Raw genomic sequence first — 22,182 nt, 5'->3', positions numbered from 1 at the left:
GGGATCCGCAGCATGACCAATTTCCATCCATCGGCACAAAAATAATGCTCGCGATGCTTGTCCACATATGTCCGGGCAGCCGGGTGCGAAGAAGGCATCCGCAACGGAGTCGTCACTGAAATGCCAGCCATCTGCCCGAAACCAGAGCCGTTCTATTCGGTCCAGATCCGTTTGGACGCCATCCGGTATCAGCACATTACGATAGCGGTGCGAAGGTTCATGGCACCCCGCTGGTTCCGCGAGAACGGTGCGGTCCCGGTCCGGGGGCCCGATCTCTCGCGGGACATGATCGACCGGGCACGGGCCGGAACTGACGATGCCGCCATCGATTATCGCATTGCCGATCTCGACACACTCGAACTGCGGGAAGCAGCCTTCAATCTGGCCTATAGTGCGTTGATCTTCAATTATGTCTGCAATTTCCGAGTGGCTGATGGGGGGGGCGACGTACTTTGCACTGATGCCCGGCGGCGATCTCGTCTTCACCATCGAACACCCGATCTTGATGGCTGCAACACTTGTCTGGATGCCTGCTGGATCGAGAGGTCCGATACCGAAGCAATCCGCTGAGCGGTCGTGAACCACAACGGGTCCTCCGGGAAACGGTCCCAACTTGCTTAATGCCGGAACCGTTCAACCGCAGCGAGCAGGTCTATTTGGCAGTCACGGCTGTCGATAGTCCGCCGTCTTCCTCAATTGCATCGTTAACGGATGGATCCTGAAAGGGTTTGTCTGGCCGGATGAGAAGCGCGGTTGCAGCACCAATGAGCAGCAAAATCAGGGATGCTGCAAAGGGAAGATCCCAGCGGCCTGTCAGGTCGATAATAAGCCCAAAGACGATGGGCGAAACCATTCCCGCCAAGCCAAAGCCGAAGTTCATGAAGCCGCTGGCCGTGCCGGAGTATTGCGGCGCGATATCCATCGGGGTCGCCCAGATGGGTGCCACGATAAGCTCGGCAAAAAAGAAGGCCGCGCTGAGAGCGATCGCGACGGTCATGAGATCGGTCGAAAAAACGACCGGCAACATGCAAAGAAACGCTCCGATAAAGCCCAGAATGATTACGCTGATCCGTGCGAGCGTGACCCGGCCCGTCCTGCGCAGAATGCCATCGCTCAGCCAGCCTCCCGCAAGATCGCCCACAACCCCGGCAAAGAAGACGCCCGCTGCAAAGATCGCGGATTTCTTCAGATCAAGATCGTGTTGATGCAGGAAATAGGACGGGATCCAGTTCAGGAACAACCACAACGTCCATCCATAGCAGAAGTCCGTCACGGTCACCGGCAACATCCGTCGCAAAAGCGGCCCCCACGGCAGCCTCTTTTGCTTGGCCGCGACGCTGGGCGGGGGCAGGGCATCAAGTTCCGGTTGCGTGATGCCCGGGTGATCGCGCGGATCGTCTCGGAAGTACCACCACCACAGCACTACCCAGGCAAAGCTGACCGTGCCGACGATGATGAAGGAATCGCGCCAGGAAAAGGCGACGATCAGAAAGGCGATCAGCGGGGGCGTGGCGGCGTTGCCGAAGCGCGCGAAAGCATGCGTGATGCCTTGGGCAAAGCCGCGCTTTTCCGCGGGCATCCAACTGGACAAGGCGCGCGTCGCGGTCGGGAACGCAGACCCTTCGCCGATGCCCAGCAGAACGCGGGCGATCACCAGCGAGACTGCGCCTTCGACGAATCCTATCATGATGGTCGCAGCCGACCAGATCGTGCCGCAGATCAACAGCGTCTTGCGTGGCCCCATCAGGTCGCCAAGTCGGCCGCCAAAAATCTGGAACAACGCATAGGGATAGGCAAAGGCGGCAAAAGCCAGTCCCAGTTCGAAATTGCTCAGCCCGAGTTCTTCCTGCATCGCTGGGGCTGCGGTGCTGATGTTCACGCGATCTATATAGGTCACCAGATACATCAGGCAGATCACGAACAGAATCCTGTCCGTGGTTCTAACTCTCGTCAGTCTTAGCATATCTCCTCCCTGGACCATGCCCGACATTGTGATTGAGCCCTTTGATCCCGCCCTGGAGTTGCGCCTTGTCCTCCTCCGACATGGGCGCAATCGGGCTGGCTTGTTCTCAGCCTGTTCGGTGGCTTTCTCCTTTCGGCGTTGAGGTCGTCATTTCGGCCAGCTTCAGCCGCTGGATCTTCCCAGAGGGGCCCTTGGGCAGTTCGGACATCAGGTGGATGTGGTCAGGCGTCTTGAACCTGCCGACCCGCATTTCGCAAAGCTGCATCAGTTCATTGGGATCGGGGTCCGATCCTTCATGCAGCACCACTGCCGCCTCGATGGTTTCACCGTAGCGCGGACAGGGGCGGGCAAAGGCGGCGGCTTCGACCACCGCCGGGTGGGCGTAGAGCGCCTCGTCTATTTCGCGCGGAGAAATATTCTCACCGCCCTTGATGATGATTTCCTTTGAACGGCCAGTGACGAAGACAAAGCCCTCAGCGTCCTGGCGCCCCAGGTCGCCCGTGCGTAGCCATCCGTCAGGGGTGATCGCTGCTTCGGTCGCTGCCGGATCGTCCAGATAGCCGCGCATCACGTTTGCGCCGCGCACGGCAATCTCGCCTGCGGTGCCGTGCGGCAGGATTTGCAGATCGGGAGACAGGATCACCACCTCGTTGCCGATCGGCCGTCCAGGCGATCCGACCTTCCGCTTGCCATGTCGCGGCAGCGGATTTGACAGAATTTGGGCGGCAGTTTCTGTCAGGCCCATCGTTTCGATGATCGGGATACCAAAGCGCGCCTCGAAGGCAGAATGCACCTCTGGGGACAATGCCGCCGAGGCCGAGCGCCCGAACCGCATGGCGTCGCGACAAGTGGCTGAGGGTTCCGCTGCGCCATGCAGCAGATGCGAAATGATCGTGGGAACCACTGAGAACCACGTCGCGCCATGGGTTTGGCAACGTTGCCAGAACTGGCTGGCCGAGAACCGCTCACAGACAATGGCTGATCCGCCCGACAGCAGCGGGGCGAGGATCGTCACGCAAAGCCCATTAATGTGATAGATCGGCAGCACACACATGGCGCGATCCTGCGGCGTCAAGGAATGGGCCAGGGCGGTGTTCCATCCACCCGCCAAAAGGCTGGCGTGACTATGCAGCACGCCCTTGGGTCGTCCCGTGGTGCCCGAGGTGTACATCAGAAGCGCATCGTCATCGCTGTGCACCCTATCAAGGGCGCGGCGTTGCGCGGATGCGGGCCAGTCGAAATCCGCACCCAATTCGACCACCACTGGGGCGGCATCGCGCCCCTTCAATGCCTCGTCCAAAAGCATGCGCTGGCGATGATCACAAAGCAGGATACGTGCGCGGGAATGGGTGATGGCGTGGCCGATCGCCTCGGCCCCAGCGGCCAGGTTGATCGGTGTGGCGCGAAATCCGCCATAAAGCGCGCCCATCAGGGCCAGGACGGCTTCACGTCCGTTCGGGATCATGATGGCGATACTTTCGCCGCGCAGCGCGCCCATGCCAGCAAGACGCTCTGCGATCATGGCGGCCTGATCTCGCAGTTCTGCCCATGATATCGTCGTGTCCGTATCCGGGAAAACATGGCTGATATTGTCGCCCCGCGTGTCGGCCAATGCGTCGATCCAGTCACGCACGGTGCCTGCCGGAGGATGTCGGATATCGAATATCACCGCCCCACCTCCTGCCAATAGCTGTCGAATATCTGGGCCAAGCTGGGTTCGCGGGCGGGAATGGGGCGCACGATCCGCGTGCGTTGCATGAAATGGCGCCAGTGCAGGTTGGCATCGATCGAGTTGCCCCCCCAACTGCCGCAGCCCATTGACAGCGAGAACGGCAGGCCATTTTCGAAAGAGCCGCCGGTTGCAAAACAATGTGCCTGATTGACGATCACCCGGCACACCGGCAAGTCACGCGCCAATGCCATTGCGCGCTCTGGCTGGGCGGTGTGCAGGCCGATGGAATGCCCCGCGCCCTGATGGGTCAGAATACGCTGTGCGATCTGCATGGCATCGTCGAAATCACGGGCGCGATACAATGCAGCGACCCGGCTAAGTTTTTCGCCCGACAGGGGATGCTCAGGCCCGATGCCCCGCGTTTCAACGGCGATGACGCGGGTAGCGGCGGGAACCTTGTCACTCAGGCCCAGCCGCTGGATCAGCAAATCTGCATCCGTCGCGATGATGTCGCGGTTAAGATGACCGCGCTGCCACAGGCGGTCCACGATCTGATTCTGACCTGCTTCGGGGATGATCGCACCACCCTGCGCCACGAATTCCTTTGCGAAGTCGCCATATGCGGCATCCATCACGATCAGCGCGTTCTCGGACGAGCAGGAGGTGGCATTGTCGAAGGTTTTCGATGCAATGATCTTTGCCACGGCATCTGACGGGTCGGCGGTTTCATCGACGATCACAGCGACATTTCCGGCGCCGACCCCGATTGCAGGCGTGCCGCTTTCATAGGCGCGCCGGACGTTGTCCTGACTGCCGGTGACGACTGCCAAGTCGGCCAGTTCCAGCATGCGCTGCGTCTTGTCCTTGCTGCCGCGGCCGGGCAGCATTTGCACCAGATCGCGGCTTTCGCCGAGCTTGTCGAATTCCGCGTGGATGAAGCCAAGCAACATCTCACAGCACTCAACCCCCTTTGGTGAGGGCGACAACACGATCGCATTTCCGCATTTCAGCGCGTTTATGATGTTGTTGGCGGGCGTCGCCACTGGATTGGTCGAAGGCACGACGGCCCCGATCACGCCGATTGGGCGGGCCAGCTCGATGATGCCGGTTTGCGGATCGTCGGACAGCACTCCATGGGTCGCGGCATCCTGCAGATCACGCAGCAGCCCAAGCGTCTTGCGATGATTCTTGGTGATCTTGTCGGCCACGTTCCCAAGGCCCGTCGTGCGCACGGCCAGTTCGGCCAAGGCTCGATTACGCTCGGGCTGCATGACGGCCCACCCGGCGGCCAGGGCGGCACGATCATAGCGTGACTGACTGCCCCCCCGTTCATATTCGGCCTGAGCTGCACGAGCGCGCGCAAGCATGGCATCGACCGAAACCAGTTCGTCCGAAATATTCATCTGGGTCATGATCTCTGGGTCCTGTGCCGCATGACGGCCAGGGGTTTCTATTTACGGGCCGCGCGGAATGCGTGCAGCAGAGTTCCTGTGAGACGCGGTTTCCTCCGACCGCATTCCAACAAGGTTAGGTCATGAAAATATGGTTGCAAATGTTTTCATAAAAAAACATCATAGCGTAATATTAAGATGGAAAACCAATTGTCTAAGCCAGATATCGTTTTCGTTGCAAAACTTGCAGGCGTTTCGGCTGCGACGGTTTCCCGTGTGATCAACCATCCCGATCAGGTGCGTCCGGGCACCCGGCGCAAGGTTGAACTGGCAATCGAGAAGTCGGGATATATCCGCAATCGCGCGGCATCGGCGATGCATGGCAAGCGCAGCGCCACGATCGGCGTGATAATTCCCACACTTGCCAATACGATCTTTGCCGAGGTGATTCAGGCCTTCAACGAGACAGTCAGCGCGCAGGGCTATACGCTGCTGCTGGCATCGCATGGCTATGACCTTGAGGTGGAATACAAGCTGGCGCGGAAGCTGCTGGAACACCGGGTAGATGCTTTGGTGCTGGTTGGATTGGACCACCATTCGGGCGTTTTCCGCCTGATCGGTGAGCAGCCGGTGCCCTGTCTTGCAATCTGGAACCATGCAGTCGACGCAGCCATGCCCTGCATCGGCGTAGACAATCGCGAGGCGGGGCGGATCGCGGCCGAACACCTGATCGCACTTGGTCATCAGGATGTTGCGCTGATATTTCCCGAAACGATTGAGAATGATCGTGCACGCGACCGCATGATGGCGGCACTGGATGCGTTTCGCGCTTCCGGGGCCGAAATTGGTACGGGTCGGCAGATACGCGTGCCCTATAGCGTGGCCCAGGCGAAATCTGCCTGTATCTCGATATTAAACCGCCCGGACCGGCCATCGGCCCTGTTATGTTGTAATGACGTGATCGCTCAGGGCGCTGTCTATGCGGCGGCCCGTCTGGGTATCCGTGTGCCGGCAGAACTGTCGATCATCGGAATTGGGGATTTTGTCGGCTCTGCGCAGATGGAGCCCGCGCTGACATCTGTTCGCATTCCCGCGCAATCTATCGGTATTTCTGCGGGACAGGAAATCCTGCGGGTCATAGAAACCGGCGAACATGCTGCCATCAGGTCCAGCCGGATAGATCTTGAGCTCGTCATGCGCGGCAGCACAGGCATCTCTCAGCAGCTGCGCCAGGGCTAGGGAGAGCGCCTCAGGCAAGCTGTCGGATTCGTGCCCCGTGGGGGCGCAGCCTTCGCCGCGGGACAGACATATCTGGCTGCGAAGTGAGGCTGGAAATCAGGATGCAATTTCCCGTCGTCGGAATGCCGAGGACAAGCACAAGGCTGATCTCCGCCACCATGATCAGCACCACGAAGACATTCCCGCCCGAGACGAATTCGACGAACTCGGTCATCATCAGGCCAGGGTCGGTCAGGGCGATGGTGCCTGCGACGATGCCAGCCGTGGCGGTGGCGACACCGATCCCGGTCATGTTGCTTGCGCCAAGCGCCAGACCGTTCCACAGGGCGATCAGCCCAGTTTTCGACCCGGCGCCTACATTCGCACCGCAGAACGACCCAGCTGGACAGGGGAGTGGGGCAGCACTCTCGGCCACTGGCAAGGCGAGGGTGGCGGGCTTCGGCCGCGACTAAGCTGAAATGAAGCAAAGCCTACTTTCTCAATCGTGTGGGTGGCGTCATTTCTTGCATGAGCATCATGCCCCTATGCACTGTGCCCCGCCATTTCAGCACCCACATCGAACATTGGATCCCGATGCCGGTTCGCAAACGGGCAAGTCGCGGGCATGGGCTGGCCAATATCTCGACAGGAACCGAAATGACGCAAATCACCTGGAAATGTGCATCCGGACAAAGCATCACCATCAATGTCACGGCGGGCCAAAGCCTGATGGAAGCCGCCCGTGACCACGATGTCGACGGCATTTTCGGCGATTGTGGCGGCAATCTTGCATGCGCGACCTGCCATGTCATCGTGCCGCCGGAATGGGTCGAACTGACGGGCAAGCCGGACGCAATGGAAGAAGACATGCTGGATATCGTTGAAACCGGACGGACGCCGACAAGCCGCCTCAGCTGCCAGATCGTTGCCACCCATGAAATGGACGGAATGGTTCTTGAGGTGCCGGGCGCGTGACAGGCGTCCCGCGATCTAGTCAGCCTGGATCTGCCCCACCAGCTTGCTGCGCTGCGTCCCGATCCATGATTTCGCGCTTTCGATTAAGGTCTTGTGCAGCCGGCTGCGTTCAACTCCCCTCGTCATGAGCAATCCAAGCTTCATTGGGCGCTGTTGTCCGGCCAAGGGCACGAATTTCATTGGATTGCCGTCTGGCGCCACATCGTGCATCGGCCTGACATTCACGATGGAATAGCCAAAGCCGTTCGCGACAAGGCTGCGCATTACGGCGACATCACGGGTCCGCTCGACGACATTGGCGCGCAAGTTCTCATTCGCAAAGAACGACAGGAAATAGTCCGCGCTGAGCGGCAGATCCAGAAGCACCATCGGGAAGGGTGCCAGTTCCTGTACCGACACTTTCGGAAGATGGGCCAATGGGTGCCCTTCGCCCAATGCCACCAGCGGCGGCAATTCGATCATCGGCGTGAAATGCAGATCCTTGGGCAGGTCGAGATCATAGGTCAAAGCAAGGTCAATCTTGGCCTGACGTAGCAGGCTGAAAAGCTCGGCCTGATCGGATTCGATCTGCGAAATCCGGACTTCGGGATATTGCTCGACGAAACTGCGGCGCAGTCCCGGCAGGACAACTTGCGCGAATGTGCTGAGACAGCCGATCGCCAACGGGCCCCTCACCCTTCCCGACAGATCACCTGCAAGGTCGCGCAATGCGCCCGCCTGCCGCAGAACGGTCTGGGCATGATCCAACAGCTTGCGCCCTGCCAAAGTCGGGGTCAGCCCTTGTGCGTGATGCCGCACAAACAATTTTACCCCCAGTTCATCCTCAAGCTGGGAGATGCCGGCTGAGATGGAGGGAGATGAGACATTCACCTGTTGAGACGCCGCGGCGATGCTGCCAGTTTCGCCCACGGCGACAAAATATTCCAGTTGCCGCAGTGTATAGCGAAGGGGCATCGTCCATCCCGGTCCTGAGGCGATTGATGGCCTCGAAAATGATACACGGCGGACACACTCCGCCGCGAATGCCAGCCTGTCGCGGTACAATGAAATTGTAAATGATCCGCGGCCGCCGCGCTGCAACACCGAAGCCAAGCGCGTCTGAGGGAGCTGGGTTCAGCCAAGGCTTTCAAGCACACGATCAAGCATCCGGTCGCAGGCAGCCAACTGAGCGATTTCAAGATACTCGTCCGGTTTGTGGCCTTGCCCCTCCATATCGCCTGGCCCACATACGATTGTCGGAATCCCGATCCCCGCGAAGTATCCGGCTTCGGTGCCGTAAGCGACCTTGATCGGCCCCGGATTCCCGCTGAACGCTGCGATCCGATGAACGATCGGATCGTCCTTGTAGACGGCGAAGCCCGGATAGGCATTGATCGTCTCGATGAAGATATTCGCCTCGGGGCAGACTTCCCGATATGGCACAAGCACAGGCGCGATCTCGGCAGCCAGCCGCGCGATGAAGTCGGTCGGATCGTCTCCGCCGATATGACGCAGCTCGAACTCCACGGTCGCAACATCCGGGACGATATTCAGGGCCGCGCCGCCCTGCATCCGCCCCGCGTGAATGGTCGAATAGGGTATGTCATAGGCATCGTCCTGCCCCGCGCTTGCTGCGTAGGCTTCCTGAATGCGGCGCAGGCAAGCGATCAGGTCCGACGCAAGATGCAGTGCATTCGCATATTTCGGGGCCAGCGAGGAATGGCCCGCCTTACCGCGGCAGGTGGCGCGAAAGGCCATCTTGCCTTTGTGGCCGATGGCGGGACGCATGCCCGTCGGCTCTCCGACGATGCACAGATCGGGATTCCAGCCCAAAGCCTGATAGCCGGGCATCATCTCGCGGATGCCGGTGCAGCCGACCTCTTCGTCATACGAGATGCAAAGCATCAGGGGCTGTCCCAGGTTTGCGCCTCGCGCACGTCCAGCCAGCGCCAGCATGGAGGCGAGGAAACCCTTCATGTCCGTGGTACCGCGGCCGTACAGCCTGTCGCCGTCTTCTGTCAGCGTAAATTCGGGTCGGGTCCAGTTCTGGCTTTTCACCGGCACCACGTCGCTGTGTGCGGACAGCATGATACCGCCTTGCCCAGAGCCCAGCCGGGCCAGCAAGCCGGCCTTGGGTTCGGTCGGACTGGGAAGTCGATGGATCTGAAAACCGCACAGGCGCAAATGATCTTCTACGAAATCGATCAGCGCCAGATTGCTTTCGGCGCTGACGGTCGGAAATGCGATCAGGCGATCCAGCAGCTCCAGTGTATGGTCATAGGGCTTGGTCATGGCCTCCTGCCGGGCTGGGATTTTCCGATCCTTATCTTTCCCTATCCTTTGGCAGAGTAAAAAGAGCTTCTTCCATGTTGTTGCTGCGGAAAAGCCTAAGCACCGGGTTTAGGACAAGCCTAACCGTTGCTCTTTGATTTCGTAATTTTCGCGTTGGGGAGGCACGGCTAGCTTTTCCAATTGACAGGGCTGCGGTCTGAACGCGCCCCATCAATCCGGAAGAGGATGCTGAAATGTCAGTGGAGAAGATCGATACGCTCGTGATCGGCGCCGGTCAGGCGGGCGTTGCGATGAGCGAGCATCTGGGGAACGCCGGGGTGCCCCATCTGGTCCTTGAAAAGGATCGCATTGCCGAACGCTGGCGCAGCGGGCGCTGGGACTCGCTTGTGGCGAATGGACCGGCATGGCATGACCGCTTTCCCGGTCTGGAGTTTTCCGACGACCCGGACGCATTCATCGGCAAGGACCAGGTCGCCGATTACTTCGAAGCCTATGCCAGAAAGATAGACGCCCCCATCCGCTGTGGCGTCGAGGTCAGCGAGGTCCGGCGAAACACCGGACGTCCCGGCTTTACCGTGACCACCTCGCAGGGTGTCATCGAGGCCGCGCGCATCGTCGCCGCCACCGGCCCGTTCCAGAAACCCGTTATCCCCCCCGTTGTCCCGAGAGAGACCGACATCCTCCAGATACATTCCGCGCAATATCGCAACCCGCGGCAATTGCCCGAAGGTGGCGTTCTGATCGTCGGTGCCGGATCGTCGGGTGTCCAGATCGCAGACGAGCTCATGCGTGCAGGTCGCAAGGTCTATCTTTCGGTCGGTCCCCACGACCGCCCCCCGCGTGCATATCGCGGTCGGGATTTCTGCTGGTGGCTGGGCGTTCTGGGAAGATGGGACATGTCGGCCCCGAAGCCCGGCACCGAGCATGTCACCATCGCGGTCAGCGGCGCTCGGGGTGGCGAGACAATCGACTTCCGTCGACTGGCCCAGCAGGGCATGACGCTGCTTGGCATGACACATAGCTGGGACAATGGCACGCTGTCCTTTGCCGATGATCTGGCCCGCAATCTTGACGATGGCGATGCCAGCTATCTTTCGCTTCTTGACGAGGCGGATGTGTTCGCCACGCAAAACGGTCTGGACCTGCCGGAGGAGCCGGAGGCGAGGCTGCGCGTTACCGATGCCTTCTGCATCACGCATCCGATCCGCGCCTTGGAACTGGGCAAGGAAGGGATAGGAACGATCATCTGGGCGACCGGATTCTCGGTCGATTACAGCTGGATCAAGGTCGACGGTTTTGACGACAGAGGAAGACCGATCCATCACCGCGGCGTCTCGGTCGTGCCCGGTATCTATTTTCTGGGCCTGCCCTGGCAATCGCGCCGCGGCTCCAGCTTCATTTGGGGGGTATGGCATGACGCAAAGCACGTCGCCGAACAGATCGGAATTCAGCGCAAATACATGGATTACCACCGCCACGCATCCCGCGTGACCGAAAGCGTCTGAACCGCACGTCGCCTTCTGCGCCCAAATCACCCTGTATCACGGAGAATGGACATGGCCCATCATCGCATTCGCAAGTTCAACACCAAGGAAACCTATCCCGAGCAGAGGCTCGACAATGATCTGTGCCAAGCTGTCGTCACCGAGGGCGGAAGGATCGTCTGGTTGCGCGGCCAATGCCCGCAGAACCTGGATGACGCGAAGAATATCGACAGTCACGATCCGGTCGATCAGACACACAAGGTCATGCAGAATATCAGGCAACTGATCGAGGAAGCCGGCGGCAGCATGGAACATCTCGTCAAGGTCGTCGTCTATATTACCGACGTGCGCCACCGCGAGGCCGTCTATCGCACCATGGGCGAATATCTGAAGGGTGTTCACCCGGTCTCGACCGGGCTTGTGGTCCAGGCACTCGCACGTCCCGAGTGGCTGGTCGAAATCGACGGCACCGCCGTCATTCCGGACTGACGCCATGACCTTTTCTATTGTCGCCCGCTGCGCCGAGACGGGGATGCTCGGCCTGGCAATTTCGTCCTCTTCCCCCGCAGTCGCAGCGCGCTGCTCTTATGCCCGTGCGGGGATAGGTGCGGTCGCAACGCAGAATGTGACCGATCCCCGCTTGGGTCCATTGGGGCTGGACCTGATGGAGAATGGCCTCAGCGCCGCCGAGGCTGTCGCCGAATTGCGTCGCACCGCTAGGTTCATCGAATATCGGCAGGTGCTGGCAGTCGATCGAAATGGTCTGACAGCCATTCATTCCGGTCCGAATTCCTTGGGGATCTGGACCCAGGCACAGGCTGAGAACGTCGCGTCGGGCGGCAACATGTTGGCCAATGACGGTGTGCCTCAGGCAATAGTCGATGGTTTTCTGTCCGCAGGCGGCCATATCGCCGACCGCCTGATTGCCGCCATGCGTGCGGGCATTGCTGTCGGGGGCGAAGCCGGCCCCGTCCACTCGGCAGGGATAAAGATCGTCGACAAGGTCTCGTGGCCCGTGGTCGATCTGCGCTGCGACTGGACCGAGGACTGCCCGATCGAAGCCATCGCCAGCCTATGGGATCTCTACAAGCCGCAGCTTGGCGCCTATGTCCAACGCGCGCTGGATCCGCGCGAAGCCCCGTCTTATGGCGTGCCGGGCGATGAATGACGATCCTTCCATGTCACCGGCATGCGGAACCGGTTCCGCAACATATCCAGAAAGTTGAGGAATCCATGTGGCACGTCGTCATAATCGGGGCCGGTCAAGCGGGCGCGGCATGCGCAGTGAAACTGCGCGCGCTCAAATTCGATGGCGAGATCACGTTAATCGGCGACGAGCCTTCGCCGCCCTATCAGCGCCCGCCCTTGTCCAAGGCCTATCTTTTGGGCGACATTGAGCAGGAACGGCTGTGGCTGCGCTCGGCCGATTTCTGGTCAGAACACCGTATAAACCTGAGGCTGGATCAGCCGGTTCTCGCAATCGACACCGGCGCAAGGCGCGTGCGCTTTGGCGACGCCGATCTGGCCTATGACGAGCTGGTATTGGCGACCGGGGCTGTCCCGCGCCGCTTGCCTGCAGCAGTCGGGGGCAATCTGGAAGGCGTCTTTACGGTCCGCACCTTGTCGGATGTCGACCGGATGCGTGCCGAGTTCGTCGCTGGCCGGAGGCTTGTGATCATCGGCGGCGGCTATATAGGCCTGGAGGCCGCCGCCGTCGGGCGCAAGCTTGGGCTGAGTGTCACGGTCGTCGAAATGGCCCCACGGATCCTTCAGCGGGTGGCGGCTTCGGAAACCGCAGACTACTTCCGCAGGTTGCATCGCGACAATGACGTGCAAATCCTTGAGGGGACCGGCGTGGATCGGCTCCTTGGCGAAACGCGCGTTCTGGCGGTGAAGCTGAGCGACGGTCGTGAGTTGCCTGCAGACTTCGTGATTGCGGGTATCGGCATAACTCCCTGCGATGCGCTTGCATCTGCAGCGGGCATTATGATCGAAGACGGTATCCGCACGAATGCGCGGGGACGAACCTCGGCTGAAAATGTATGGGCCGCCGGGGATTGCGCGTCTTTCCCGCTGGACGGACGGCAGGTTCGGCTTGAATCCGTCGGGAACGCCATCGATCAGGCGGAGCTGGTGGCGGCCAATATCACGGGTGCGGAAAAGGACTATGTGCCACGGCCGTGGTTCTGGTCCGATCAATATGATTGCAAGCTGCAGATCGCCGGACTGAACTCGGGCTATGATCGCACCGTGGTCAGGGCCGGGCAGGGGGTGCCGACCAGCATCTGGTACTACGCGTCCGACCGATTGCTGGCCGTTGACGCAATGAACGACCCGAAGGCCTTCATGGTCGGCAAGCGGCTGATCGAGTCCGGTCGAACCGTCGATCCCGACATTCTGGCCGACATGGCCACCGACCTGAAATCCCTCATGCGATAGGCCGTCACCTCGCCTTCGGTCGAACCGCAGACTCGAAATAGCTGCGCGCGTGTTCGGCAAAGCGGCGGGCGACGAGGCCCCGGTGAACTCCCTCCCGCGATGCAAGAACCACGCGAAGGGGTCGCACATCGTTTTCGATCGCCAATGTCCTGACCTCGCGCCCGTCATAGGTCCGTGATGATGGCGGGCGCATCACGAGGAAGGTGAAACCAAATCCGGCCGCGACCGCGCTGCGCACGGCTTCCAATGACGACGAGACATAGGATATCCGTGGAGTCATGCCGTTTTCCGACAGCAGCTCCTCGAAATAATGCCTGCTGCCCGGACCGTCCAGCATCACATATGGCTCATCCGCCAGTTCGGACAGTCTGACTGAAGTACGCTCGGCCAGGGGATGTCCAGCCGATACGACCACCATCGGGGGCAGGGACGCCAACTCGAGCAGGTTCAACCCCGCGGTGTCCGCACCCCGGTCATAGGTGAGCGCGAAATCCAGGGAGCCTTCCCGCACCGCCTCGGCGAGTTCCAGCAGCGACATTTCCCGTGGCGTAATGGTCAGCGCGGGCTCTGCCTCGGCGAAACTGCGGATCAGGTCGGCGGCGAAAAAAGGGGTGAGGGTCCAGAACACGCCCAATCGAATTTCGCCTGCCAGCTCGGCAGCCAATGCCGCCGCCTCGCGCTCGACCTGAAGAGCCTGATGCTCCAGCCGCACGACATGTTCAAGGAATGCACGGCCCTGGACTGTCAGGGTCAGGCCGCGGGCGTGATGGCGATCAAACAGGATCAGGCCAGTCACGGCCTCCAGCTTTTCAAGCGCCTGAGCGATGGAAGGCTGGGAAATGTTCAAGACTCGCGCGGCTTGTGCGATGCCGCCTTGCTCCGCCACTGCCCGGAAATAGGCACATTGTCGCAAAGTAAAGCGAACCATATTTTTACGACCTTATCATAGGATATATGAATTTTTACCTTCTTAAAAAAAAGGTCAAGCTCTCCTTATCCGCTTCGCCCAAAACCTTCGGGCCGAAGTGAAACCTGACAACAACAATAAGGAGGTCAGCCATGTCGCCAGCTCAACCCATTGACGAATTGCTCGCAGCTGCCAGCCGCCCGCTGGAAAATGCCCGTGCAATGCCGCCATCCGTCTATACCAGCACAGACTTCCTTCAGCGTGAGCTGGAAGCGATCTTCTCGAAAGAATGGGTCTGCGTCGGTCGCGCCAGCAGTTTGCCGAATGTGGGTGACTACATGACCTACGACTTGGCTGGACAGCCGGTTGTCGTGCTGCGCGACAAGGATCAACAGATCCGCGCCTTTTCGAACGTCTGCCTGCATCGCATGTCCACGATCGTCGAAGGCAGCGGCAACAAGCGGGTTCTCGTCTGCCCTTATCATGCCTGGACCTATGGACTTGACGGACAACTGCGCGGTGCGCCGTTCATGACCGAGACAACCGGCTTTTGCAAAGAGAGCTATCGCCTGCCACAGATCCGTTGCGAGGAATGGCTTGGCTGGATCTATATCACGCTGGACGAGTCTCGGCCGAGTGTCGCGCAAGAACTGCGCGAGGTCGAGGAGATGATCGCCCAGTACGAGGTGCAGAATTACGTCGAATGCTTCCGCGAAACCCATGTCTGGGATACGAACTGGAAGGTGCTGGCCGAGAATTTCATGGAAAGCTATCATCTGCCGGTCTGCCATGCGGCAACGGTCGGCGGGCATTCGAAGCTGGAAGAGATGGACTGTCCGCCGGGCCTGCGGAACTTCAACTATCACTGGATCACCAAGGAAGCCTCGCTTGCGATCGGCAATGCGCATCCGGACAATACCCGTCTGGAAGGACGCTGGCGCAAGACGACGGCTCTGCTGACCCTCTATCCCAGCCACCTTATCACGCTGACCCCCGGCTATTTCTGGTATCTTTCCTTGCATCCGAAGGGGACCGGACAGGTGGCGATGGTGTTCGGCGGCGGACTGTCTCCCGAGTTCATGGGTGATACGCGCGCGGAAGAATATGTCTCGTCGCTGAAGACTTTGCTGGATGAGGTGAACCTCGAAGATCGCGGCTGCACCGAGAAGGTTTTCCGAGGCCTGAATGCCGATGCGGCGCAACCGGGCCATCTGTCCTATCTGGAACGTCCGATCTATGACTTCATGCAATACATCGCCGAACGCACGGCCGGGTTCGAGCGCTCTTTCGCGTTGGCGGCGGAGTAGTCGAATGGCTGTAGAAAACCTTGCCAAGATCAATGCGATGAACGACACGCTGCGCGAAATCGCAGCCCTGCCCGAGCATGAGGCCCAGTGCTTGCCCGGCCGCTTCTATACCGACCCCGACTATTTCCGCTACGAGGTCGAAACCTTCCTGTCCAGGGAATGGCACGCGCTCGGTCGGGCCGATGAAATTCCCAAGCCCGGAGATTATTTCGTGACGCAACTCTTTGACGAGCCGCTGCTCGTCGTGCGGGGTGATGACGAGGAGGTGCGGATATTGTCCAACCTTTGCCGCCACCGGGGCATGCCTCTGGTCGAGGGGGTGGGATCGACCCGGCGTTTCGTCTGCGCGTATCACGCCTGGACCTATGGGGGGAACGGGCAGCTGATTAACGCGCCGCGGATGAGGGACAAGGGCGTCACGGAAAAGAATTGCAGCCTGCCCACATTCCGTTGTGAAATCTGGAATGGCTTCATCTATGTCAATCTCGATGACGATGCCGCGCCCCTTGCACCCCGGCTTGGCCAACTTGAGAACATGCTGGGGAATTATGATCCGTCTCGGATGCGGATCGTGCGCAGTTTCGAGGAGGACTGGCACACGAACTGGAAATGCCTAGTCGAGAACTTCATGGAGGCCTATCACCTTTCGGTCGTCCATCCGGAAACGCTGCATCCCTATACGCCGACCGGGCTTAGCCGGAAATCGATGTCGGATGACAGCTTCACCTCTTACTGCGCCAATTATCCCGAAACTGCCGCATCAAGGGGGGCGGGTGCGCCCGGCCTGACGGATGATGAGCGAAAGCGCTCGACGCTGTTCAATCTTTTCCCGACTCAGATCGCCAGTCAGGCGGCCACGCTGCTGGTGTCGTTTTCCATCAAGCCGTTGGCTGTCGATCGCATCCGCGTCCGGTGGACGATGTCGACCTATGGTGACGAACTGACGCAGGACGAGCTTGAAGAGCGGATCGCCCTTTGGCACGAGGTCAATCGCGAAGACCGCGAAAAGCTGGAAAAGATGCAGCGGGCGCTCGCATCGCGACATGCCCCGTCGGGTCAACTGGCGCCGCGCGATTATGAAGGCACGATCTGGGACTTCTACCGCTATCTGGGCCGACAGATCCCATCAGTCGAATCCCCGCTGCGCGCGGTATCAGGCGGCTGACATCGCGTTCGGCTGAAGACGTTCACAGCCGGCAATTTCGCATTCTGCCTGAAGCAAGGGCCTTCCCGGAAATCGAGCAGACGAATTTCCGGGGAGGTGTTTTCAGTGCCCATAAAGGTCGCAGCCGGAAAGCTGGCGCCTGCGCGGATCGGTCTGTTTTCAAAGCATCGCTCAAGATTAGCATCGCCCTAATCAGAGTTGCGGAAAACGTTAATTTACCCAATGAAACGCTGCTTCAATGATGGTTCAGCACTTCTCCAATCCAGCGCGTCCGGTGCAAGCGCTCACAGGCGGATAACCGGAATGACGGCGATACGCCAAAAGCCGGATCGTCGCGAAAACCATACAGGGAGCCAGACTTGAGGACAGCTACCGCAGCCCGGATCAGTCCGGAAAACGAGGTCGCAAGGGATACGTTCGTCTCGTTCGATCGAGTTCAGAAGAGCTATGACGGTGAAACGCTGGTCGTCAAGGATCTGAACCTGACCATCGCAAAGGGCGAGTTCCTGACCATGCTCGGGCCGTCAGGCTCGGGCAAGACGACCTGCCTGATGATGCTGGCAGGTTTCGAGACGGCGACCTCGGGCGAGATACGGCTTGCGGGCAGGCCGATCAATTCCGTCCCACCCCACAAACGTGGGATCGGCATGGTGTTTCAGAACTACGCGCTTTTTCCCCATATGACCGTTGGTGAGAACCTGGCTTTTCCGCTGAAGGTGCGGGGATTGGACAGGGCCGCGCGCGAGGCGAAGATCATGCGCGCGCTGGACATGGTTCAAATGGGCAACCTGGTAAATCGCCGCCCGGCGCAGATGTCGGGGGGCCAGCAGCAGCGGATCGCGCTGGCCCGCGCACTCGTCTTCGATCCCCAGCTCGTATTGATGGACGAACCGCTTGGGGCTCTGGACAAGCAATTGCGCGAACACATGCAGTTCGAGATCAAGCGCCTGCACGAGCAGCTTGGGATCACCGTGGTGTATGTGACGCATGACCAGGGCGAGGCCCTGACCATGTCGGATCGCGTCGCCGTCTTCAACGACGGGCGCATCCAGCAACTTGCGCCGCCGGCCGAGCTTTATGAACGTCCCGGCAACAGCTTCGTCGCCCAGTTCATCGGCGAGAACAACAAGCTGCCCGGACGCATCGAGACGCTTGGCGGGTCTGTGGCAACCGTCCTCCTTGCAACCGGCGAACTGATCGACGCCACGCCCGTCAATGTCCGCTCTGCGGGACAAGAGACACTGGTCTCGATCCGGCCCGAGCGGGTCGAGTTCAAGCCCGAGATGATGCCGGTGGACGCGCATCGGATTGGCGCCGAAGTGCTGGACGTGATCTATATGGGCGACGTGCTGCGCATCCGGATGAAGGTCGCCGGCTCGGATGATTTCGTCATGAAATGCCGGAACACCCTGGGTCAACGCCGTTTCACGCCCGGCGAGCGGATCGATATCGGCTGGCACTCCGAGGATGCTCGCGCGCTCGATCCTCTCTGAAATACACCCCCCCGCGATAACCATGACCGCAAAGGTCAGACAAACATCCACCTGGGAGAAGATATGATGAAGAAATTCCTGATGCTTACAAGCGCCTTCTCGATTCTGGCCTGTGCCGCACATGCCGACATAACCGTCGTCAGCTGGGGTGGCGCTTATGAAAAAAGCCAGGTTGAGGCCTATAACAAGCCGTTCATGGCCGAAACCGGGATCCGCATCACGATGACCTCGGCAGACAATCCCGCCGGCCCTATCAAGTCAATGGTTGAATCGGGAAACGTCACGGTCGATGTCGCGGATCTTGAATATACCGATGCGCTGCGTCTTTGCGATGAGGGCCTGCTCGAAGAGATCGATCCCGCCAGCCTGCCGGCGGCGCCCGATGGCACCCCCGCGACCGAGGATTTCTTGGATGGCGCACTGACCGATTGCGCAGTTGCCTCGATGGTGTTCTCGACAGTCTACGGTTTCGACACCAGTAAGTTCGCCGATCAAAAGCCGAGCACGATTGCGGATTTCTTCGATCTCGAAAAATTCCCCGGCAAGCGTGGCATGCGCAAAAACCCGAAGGCAAACCTTGAGATTGCCCTGATGGCGGATGGCGTTCCGCCGCAAGAGGTCTATGCCACGCTCGAGACGCCCGAAGGACTGGACCGAGCCTTTGCGATGCTCGACAAGATCAAACCCCAAACGGTCTGGTGGGAGGCCGGCGCGCAGCCTCCGCAACTTCTGGCCGATGGAGAGGTCGCGATGACCACCGCCTATAATGGCCGGCTGTTCAGCGCCGTCGTCACCGAAAGCAAGCCCTTTGAAGTCGTGTGGGACGGTCAGGTCTACGAATACGAGCTTTTCGGCATTCCCAAGGGCGCACCAAACAAGGACAAGGCGTTGGAATACATCAAGTTTGCCACCGGAACCCAGCGGCTAGCCGATCAGACGAAATGGATCAGCTATGGTCCGGCCCGCAAATCGTCGCTGCCCTTGGTCGGCCTGTTCGAGGATGGCAAGACCGAGATGGCCAAGAACATGCCCACCGCGGAAGCCAATCTCCAGCATGCTTTGCGGTCTTCCGTGGAATTCTGGGTCGACCGCGATGTGGAGATCAGCGAGCGGTTCAACACCTGGCTGACCAACTGATCCAACGCAGTCGTCCGGAAATCTGAAGGATCTCGCTTTCATTGTCCGATGAAGGGGCGGCGTTCGCTTTCGGGCCGCCCCTATCTTCTACACCGGAGAAATGTTCATGGCAGATGTCTCTGCGAACCTTGGGGTCGCGAATGTGACCGCGTCTCAATCCCGCCTTTTCACGACAGATGGCCGCTCGCTCAAAACTGCGCTGGCCGCCGCTCAGGTCCGGGCCAAGCGCCGTGCGTTGCTGCTGGTGTTGCCACTTCTGCTTTTCCTCGTGATCAGCTTCGTGATGCCAATCGCACAGATGCTGCTGCGTTCAGTCCATAATGATGCGTTTTCGGCGAACATGCCGGTGCTGTCAGCATGGTTCAATGAAAACCCGAACAGCGCGCCCGACGAGGCCGCGTATGCAGCGCTGGTTTCGGACCTGCGGCACGCGCGCGCAGACAAGACTGCCGGACTGATCGGCACGCGCGTGAATTACGACCTAGCAGGTTCGCGGTCGTTGTTTACCGCCGCAGCCCGCAAAGCCGAAGGTCTGAAGCCGCCCTATCGCGAGGCGGTAATCGACCTGAGCGCGGATTGGGGCGATTCTGCGTTATGGCAGGCTATGCGCTCGGCATCCTCGGCCTATACGACGAGCTTCTTCCTGGCCGCATTGGACCTGACACGCGACACGAATGGCAAGGTTGTTCGGGTCGAAGAAGGCCGCAGAATCTATGTGTCCCATTTCGTGAAGACATTTACATTCTCTGCGGTCATCACCGCGATCTGCCTGCTGCTGGCTTATCCGGTCGCGCATATGCTGGCGACCTTGCCCTTGGGCAAGTCCAACCTGCTGATGATCCTTGTGCTTCTCCCGTTCTGGACCTCGCTCCTGGTCAGGACGACAAGCTGGATGGTGCTGCTGCAGGAACAGGGCGTGGTCAACAACGCGCTCGTCGCCTCAGGGGTTGTCGACCCCACCAACCGTCTCGCGATGATGTACAACCAGACCGGGACGGTGATCGCGATGGTGCATATCCTGCTGCCCTTCATGATCCTGCCGCTATACGCGGTCATGCGCCCGATCAAGCCTCATTACACGCGGGCCGCGCGAAGCCTGGGTGCAAGTAGCTGGACCGCGTTTCGCCAGGTATATTTGCCGCAGACGTTGCCGGGCATCGGGGCGGGTACGCTGCTCGTCTTCATCCTGGCGGTCGGGTATTACATCACGCCCGCACTGGTCGGCGGTGCAAGCGGCCAGATGATCTCGAACTTCATCGCCTATCACATGCAAGGTAGCCTGAACTGGTCCATGGCCGCTGCGCTGGCCGCGATCCTGCTGGCGGCGGTCCTGCTGCTTTACTGGCTCTATGACCGCCTCATCGGCATCGACAACATCAAGCTGGGATAAGCCCATGTCGCTTCCAATCTACGCCACGCCACTTGAAAAGACGTGGCACCTTGTCCGTCGGACCATGTGCTGCCTCGTCTTTCTGTTCCTGATTGCGCCGGTCCTGATCGTGATACCACTCAGCTTCAATGCGGAGCCGTATTTCACCTTCACACAGAAAATGCTGTCGCTTGATCCTACCGGCTTCTCGATGCGCTGGTATGATGCCTTGCTGACGACCGGGATGCACGCACCTGACGCCGCACGCGGCCTCTCATGGTGGAGCGATCTCTGGCAGAATGCCCAATGGATCGCCGCGGCCAAGAATTCGATCATCGTGGGTTTCTTCTCGACGCTGTTGGCCACCGCGCTCGGCACCCTGGCGGCGCTCGGTCTCAGCCGGCCAGAGATGCCCGCGCGCCGCATCATCATGGCGATCCTGATTTCGCCGATGATCGTCCCTGTCATTATCACTGCGACAGGCCTGTTCTTCTTCTACTCGTCCATCCGCATTCAGGACTGGGGTGTTCCTTACCTCGGCATTATCCTCGCACATGCAATTCTGGGTATTCCCTTTGTCATCATCACGGTAACGGCAACGCTTGCCGGCTTCGACCATTCATTGACGCGTGCTGCGGCCTCGATGGGCGCCACCCCTTGGGTAAGCTTTCGCAGCATTACGTTGCCGCTGATCCTTCCCGGAATGATTTCAGGCGCGCTCTTCGCGTTTGTCACTTCGTTCGACGAAGTCGTCGTCGTCATGTTCATCGCAAGTCCCGACGAGCAGACCATTCCTCGGCAAATGTGGAATGGCATCCGGGAAAGTATCAGCCCGGCAATTCTGTCGGTCGCAACAATCCTTGTGATCGTTTCGGTCCTGCTGCTGACGGCAGTCGAACTGCTTCGTCGGCGTAGCGAAAGGTTGCAGTCGGGCGTTCGCTAGGGCGGGGACTGCGCCCTGATCCTTTCCATCCCAAATGGCCCCCAAACGGCATCCACAGCAAAGAACAAGGGCTCGCGGTGCAGGCATGGGGGACTTTGGTGAGATTTTCCGTGAAGGTGATGCTTCTGCCGTTGGATTTTTCCACCTACCGCCAACGCTGAATACGCTGCAAAAACGTTTGACACCGGAACGAAACATGAAGTTATTGCTTGTGTTGATTTTTTTCCATTCAGTATGAGAGTATTCCATGGCTATTATCCCCGGCACGAGTGGCAACGATAGTCTGCAGGGCGGTGCCGACAGCGATACCATTTACGGCGGAGCGGGAAACGACACCCTGATCGGCGGGTCCGGAAATGACTCGCTCTACGGTGAATCCGGCAACGACATCTTCGACATCACGGCCAGCGATTTCGGGACCGACCGGTTCTTTGGCGGGGACGGCGCG

At 59.7% G+C, this 22,182-nt stretch carries 22 protein-coding genes; 15 read left to right on the top strand and 7 right to left on the bottom strand.

Features of this window, described 5'->3' with window-relative positions; genetic code table 11:
- The first annotated feature begins 57 nt into the window (after positions 1-57).
- Positions 58-570 (top strand): methyltransferase domain-containing protein, encoded by a 513-nt coding sequence (locus RM190_RS19860; protein WP_311761211.1) that lies wholly within the window; start codon positions 58-60, stop codon positions 568-570.
- An 82-nt stretch (positions 571-652) separates the two neighbouring features.
- Here the strand turns inward: RM190_RS19860 and RM190_RS19855 are convergent, their stop codons facing one another.
- The 3 genes from RM190_RS19855 to sauS all read right to left on the bottom strand — a co-directional run bounded on the left by RM190_RS19855 (position 653) and on the right by sauS (position 5,038).
- Entirely contained in the window at positions 653-1,963 is a 1,311-nt protein-coding gene (locus RM190_RS19855) for an MFS transporter (RefSeq protein ID WP_311761210.1), read from the bottom strand.
- Positions 1,964-2,069: 106 nt separating this feature from the next.
- Entirely contained in the window at positions 2,070-3,632 is a 1,563-nt protein-coding gene (locus RM190_RS19850; protein ID WP_311761209.1) for an AMP-binding protein, read from the bottom strand.
- Positions 3,629-5,038, bottom strand: coding sequence for an acylating sulfoacetaldehyde dehydrogenase (gene sauS, locus RM190_RS19845; RefSeq protein WP_311761264.1), 1,410 nt, complete (start codon positions 5,036-5,038; stop codon positions 3,629-3,631). The genes RM190_RS19850 and sauS overlap by 4 nt, the downstream gene beginning before the upstream one ends.
- Positions 5,039-5,224: 186 nt before the next feature.
- Here sauS and RM190_RS19840 point away from each other — a divergent pair, with 186 nt between their 5' ends.
- Positions 5,225-6,265, top strand: coding sequence for a LacI family DNA-binding transcriptional regulator (locus RM190_RS19840; RefSeq protein WP_311761208.1), 1,041 nt, complete (start codon positions 5,225-5,227; stop codon positions 6,263-6,265).
- 10 nt (positions 6,266-6,275) lie between these two features.
- Here the strand turns inward: RM190_RS19840 and RM190_RS19835 are convergent, their stop codons facing one another.
- A complete protein-coding gene (locus RM190_RS19835) occupies positions 6,276-6,557 on the bottom strand; it encodes a hypothetical protein (RefSeq protein WP_311761207.1) in 282 nt (93 codons plus the stop codon).
- A 344-nt stretch (positions 6,558-6,901) separates the two neighbouring features.
- Here RM190_RS19835 and RM190_RS19830 point away from each other — a divergent pair, with 344 nt between their 5' ends.
- The gene (locus tag RM190_RS19830) at positions 6,902-7,219 is read left to right on the top strand and encodes a 2Fe-2S iron-sulfur cluster-binding protein (protein ID WP_311761206.1); all 318 of its coding nucleotides are present in this window, start codon (positions 6,902-6,904) and stop codon (positions 7,217-7,219) included.
- Positions 7,220-7,234: 15 nt separating this feature from the next.
- Here the strand turns inward: RM190_RS19830 and RM190_RS19825 are convergent, their stop codons facing one another.
- Both RM190_RS19825 and argE read right to left on the bottom strand, forming a co-directional pair.
- Positions 7,235-8,302 carry a LysR substrate-binding domain-containing protein gene (locus RM190_RS19825; RefSeq protein WP_311761263.1) on the bottom strand — a complete coding sequence of 356 codons (1,068 nt, stop codon included), beginning with the start codon at positions 8,300-8,302 and terminating at the stop codon, positions 7,235-7,237.
- 30 nt (positions 8,303-8,332) lie between these two features.
- Entirely contained in the window at positions 8,333-9,490 is a 1,158-nt protein-coding gene (gene argE, locus RM190_RS19820; RefSeq protein WP_311761205.1) for an acetylornithine deacetylase, read from the bottom strand.
- Positions 9,491-9,723: 233 nt separating this feature from the next.
- On the opposite strand from argE, the gene RM190_RS19815 reads away from it, so the two are divergent.
- From RM190_RS19815 to RM190_RS19800, 4 genes are all read left to right on the top strand, one after another.
- Positions 9,724-10,995: a flavin-containing monooxygenase gene (locus tag RM190_RS19815; RefSeq protein ID WP_311761204.1), complete on the top strand. Its 1,272-nt coding sequence runs from the start codon at positions 9,724-9,726 to the stop codon at positions 10,993-10,995.
- Between the two features lie 51 nt (positions 10,996-11,046).
- A complete protein-coding gene (locus RM190_RS19810; protein ID WP_311761203.1) occupies positions 11,047-11,463 on the top strand; it encodes a RidA family protein in 417 nt (138 codons plus the stop codon).
- Between the two features lie 4 nt (positions 11,464-11,467).
- A complete protein-coding gene (locus RM190_RS19805) occupies positions 11,468-12,142 on the top strand; it encodes a DUF1028 domain-containing protein (protein ID WP_311761202.1) in 675 nt (224 codons plus the stop codon).
- Positions 12,143-12,207: 65 nt separating this feature from the next.
- The gene (locus tag RM190_RS19800) at positions 12,208-13,413 is read left to right on the top strand and encodes an NAD(P)/FAD-dependent oxidoreductase (RefSeq protein ID WP_311761201.1); all 1,206 of its coding nucleotides are present in this window, start codon (positions 12,208-12,210) and stop codon (positions 13,411-13,413) included.
- A gap of 4 nt (positions 13,414-13,417) precedes the next feature.
- Here the strand turns inward: RM190_RS19800 and RM190_RS19795 are convergent, their stop codons facing one another.
- Positions 13,418-14,341: a LysR family transcriptional regulator gene (locus RM190_RS19795; RefSeq protein WP_311761200.1), complete on the bottom strand. Its 924-nt coding sequence runs from the start codon at positions 14,339-14,341 to the stop codon at positions 13,418-13,420.
- Between the two features lie 131 nt (positions 14,342-14,472).
- Between RM190_RS19795 and RM190_RS19790 the strand changes: the two genes are divergently transcribed.
- The 8 genes from RM190_RS19790 to RM190_RS19755 form a co-directional block, all read left to right on the top strand.
- Positions 14,473-15,627 carry an aromatic ring-hydroxylating oxygenase subunit alpha gene (locus RM190_RS19790; protein WP_311761199.1) on the top strand — a complete coding sequence of 385 codons (1,155 nt, stop codon included), beginning with the start codon at positions 14,473-14,475 and terminating at the stop codon, positions 15,625-15,627.
- 4 nt (positions 15,628-15,631) lie between these two features.
- Entirely contained in the window at positions 15,632-16,792 is a 1,161-nt protein-coding gene (locus tag RM190_RS19785; protein ID WP_311761198.1) for an aromatic ring-hydroxylating oxygenase subunit alpha, read from the top strand.
- A 359-nt stretch (positions 16,793-17,151) separates the two neighbouring features.
- Positions 17,152-18,285, top strand: a complete 1,134-nt coding sequence (locus tag RM190_RS19780; protein WP_311761197.1) for an ABC transporter ATP-binding protein — start codon at positions 17,152-17,154, stop codon at positions 18,283-18,285.
- 66 nt (positions 18,286-18,351) lie between these two features.
- Positions 18,352-19,422, top strand: a complete 1,071-nt coding sequence (locus RM190_RS19775; RefSeq protein ID WP_311761196.1) for an ABC transporter substrate-binding protein — start codon at positions 18,352-18,354, stop codon at positions 19,420-19,422.
- Positions 19,423-19,528: 106 nt separating this feature from the next.
- Positions 19,529-20,812 carry an ABC transporter permease gene (locus tag RM190_RS19770; protein WP_311761195.1) on the top strand — a complete coding sequence of 428 codons (1,284 nt, stop codon included), beginning with the start codon at positions 19,529-19,531 and terminating at the stop codon, positions 20,810-20,812.
- A 4-nt stretch (positions 20,813-20,816) separates the two neighbouring features.
- A complete protein-coding gene (locus RM190_RS19765) occupies positions 20,817-21,734 on the top strand; it encodes an ABC transporter permease (RefSeq protein ID WP_311761194.1) in 918 nt (305 codons plus the stop codon).
- Between the two features lie 34 nt (positions 21,735-21,768).
- Positions 21,769-21,972 (top strand): hypothetical protein, encoded by a 204-nt coding sequence (locus RM190_RS19760; protein ID WP_311761193.1) that lies wholly within the window; start codon positions 21,769-21,771, stop codon positions 21,970-21,972.
- Positions 21,973-21,981: 9 nt separating this feature from the next.
- Positions 21,982-22,182: calcium-binding protein (locus RM190_RS19755; protein ID WP_390908727.1), on the top strand; the 201-nt coding region annotated here is incomplete at its 3' end.

This window comes from Paracoccus broussonetiae (genome assembly GCF_031854425.1).
In the GTDB taxonomy this organism is placed as follows: domain Bacteria; phylum Pseudomonadota; class Alphaproteobacteria; order Rhodobacterales; family Rhodobacteraceae; genus Paracoccus; species Paracoccus broussonetiae.
This window is presented reverse-complemented; position numbering and strand designations above follow the sequence as displayed.

What these genes read in the sequence shown, in the direction of transcription:
- RM190_RS19805 (WP_311761202.1), top strand. Translation starts at nt 11,468, where the DNA reads ATGACCTTTTCTATTGTCGCCCGCTGCGCCGAGACGGGGATGCTCGGC.
- argE (WP_311761205.1), bottom strand. Translation starts at nt 9,490, where the DNA reads ATGACCAAGCCCTATGACCATACACTGGAGCTGCTGGATCGCCTGATC.
- RM190_RS19770 (WP_311761195.1), top strand. Translation starts at nt 19,529, where the DNA reads ATGGCAGATGTCTCTGCGAACCTTGGGGTCGCGAATGTGACCGCGTCT.
- RM190_RS19800 (WP_311761201.1), top strand. Translation starts at nt 12,208, where the DNA reads ATGTGGCACGTCGTCATAATCGGGGCCGGTCAAGCGGGCGCGGCATGC.
- RM190_RS19855 (WP_311761210.1), bottom strand. Translation starts at nt 1,963, where the DNA reads ATGCTAAGACTGACGAGAGTTAGAACCACGGACAGGATTCTGTTCGTG.
- RM190_RS19830 (WP_311761206.1), top strand. Translation starts at nt 6,902, where the DNA reads ATGACGCAAATCACCTGGAAATGTGCATCCGGACAAAGCATCACCATC.
- RM190_RS19795 (WP_311761200.1), bottom strand. Translation starts at nt 14,341, where the DNA reads ATGGTTCGCTTTACTTTGCGACAATGTGCCTATTTCCGGGCAGTGGCG.
- RM190_RS19835 (WP_311761207.1), bottom strand. Translation starts at nt 6,557, where the DNA reads ATGACCGGGATCGGTGTCGCCACCGCCACGGCTGGCATCGTCGCAGGC.
- RM190_RS19785 (WP_311761198.1), top strand. Translation starts at nt 15,632, where the DNA reads ATGGCTGTAGAAAACCTTGCCAAGATCAATGCGATGAACGACACGCTG.
- RM190_RS19765 (WP_311761194.1), top strand. Translation starts at nt 20,817, where the DNA reads ATGTCGCTTCCAATCTACGCCACGCCACTTGAAAAGACGTGGCACCTT.
- RM190_RS19760 (WP_311761193.1), top strand. Translation starts at nt 21,769, where the DNA reads ATGGCCCCCAAACGGCATCCACAGCAAAGAACAAGGGCTCGCGGTGCA.
- RM190_RS19840 (WP_311761208.1), top strand. Translation starts at nt 5,225, where the DNA reads ATGGAAAACCAATTGTCTAAGCCAGATATCGTTTTCGTTGCAAAACTT.
- RM190_RS19810 (WP_311761203.1), top strand. Translation starts at nt 11,047, where the DNA reads ATGGCCCATCATCGCATTCGCAAGTTCAACACCAAGGAAACCTATCCC.
- RM190_RS19775 (WP_311761196.1), top strand. Translation starts at nt 18,352, where the DNA reads ATGAAGAAATTCCTGATGCTTACAAGCGCCTTCTCGATTCTGGCCTGT.
- sauS (WP_311761264.1), bottom strand. Translation starts at nt 5,038, where the DNA reads ATGAATATTTCGGACGAACTGGTTTCGGTCGATGCCATGCTTGCGCGC.
- RM190_RS19790 (WP_311761199.1), top strand. Translation starts at nt 14,473, where the DNA reads ATGTCGCCAGCTCAACCCATTGACGAATTGCTCGCAGCTGCCAGCCGC.
- RM190_RS19815 (WP_311761204.1), top strand. Translation starts at nt 9,724, where the DNA reads ATGTCAGTGGAGAAGATCGATACGCTCGTGATCGGCGCCGGTCAGGCG.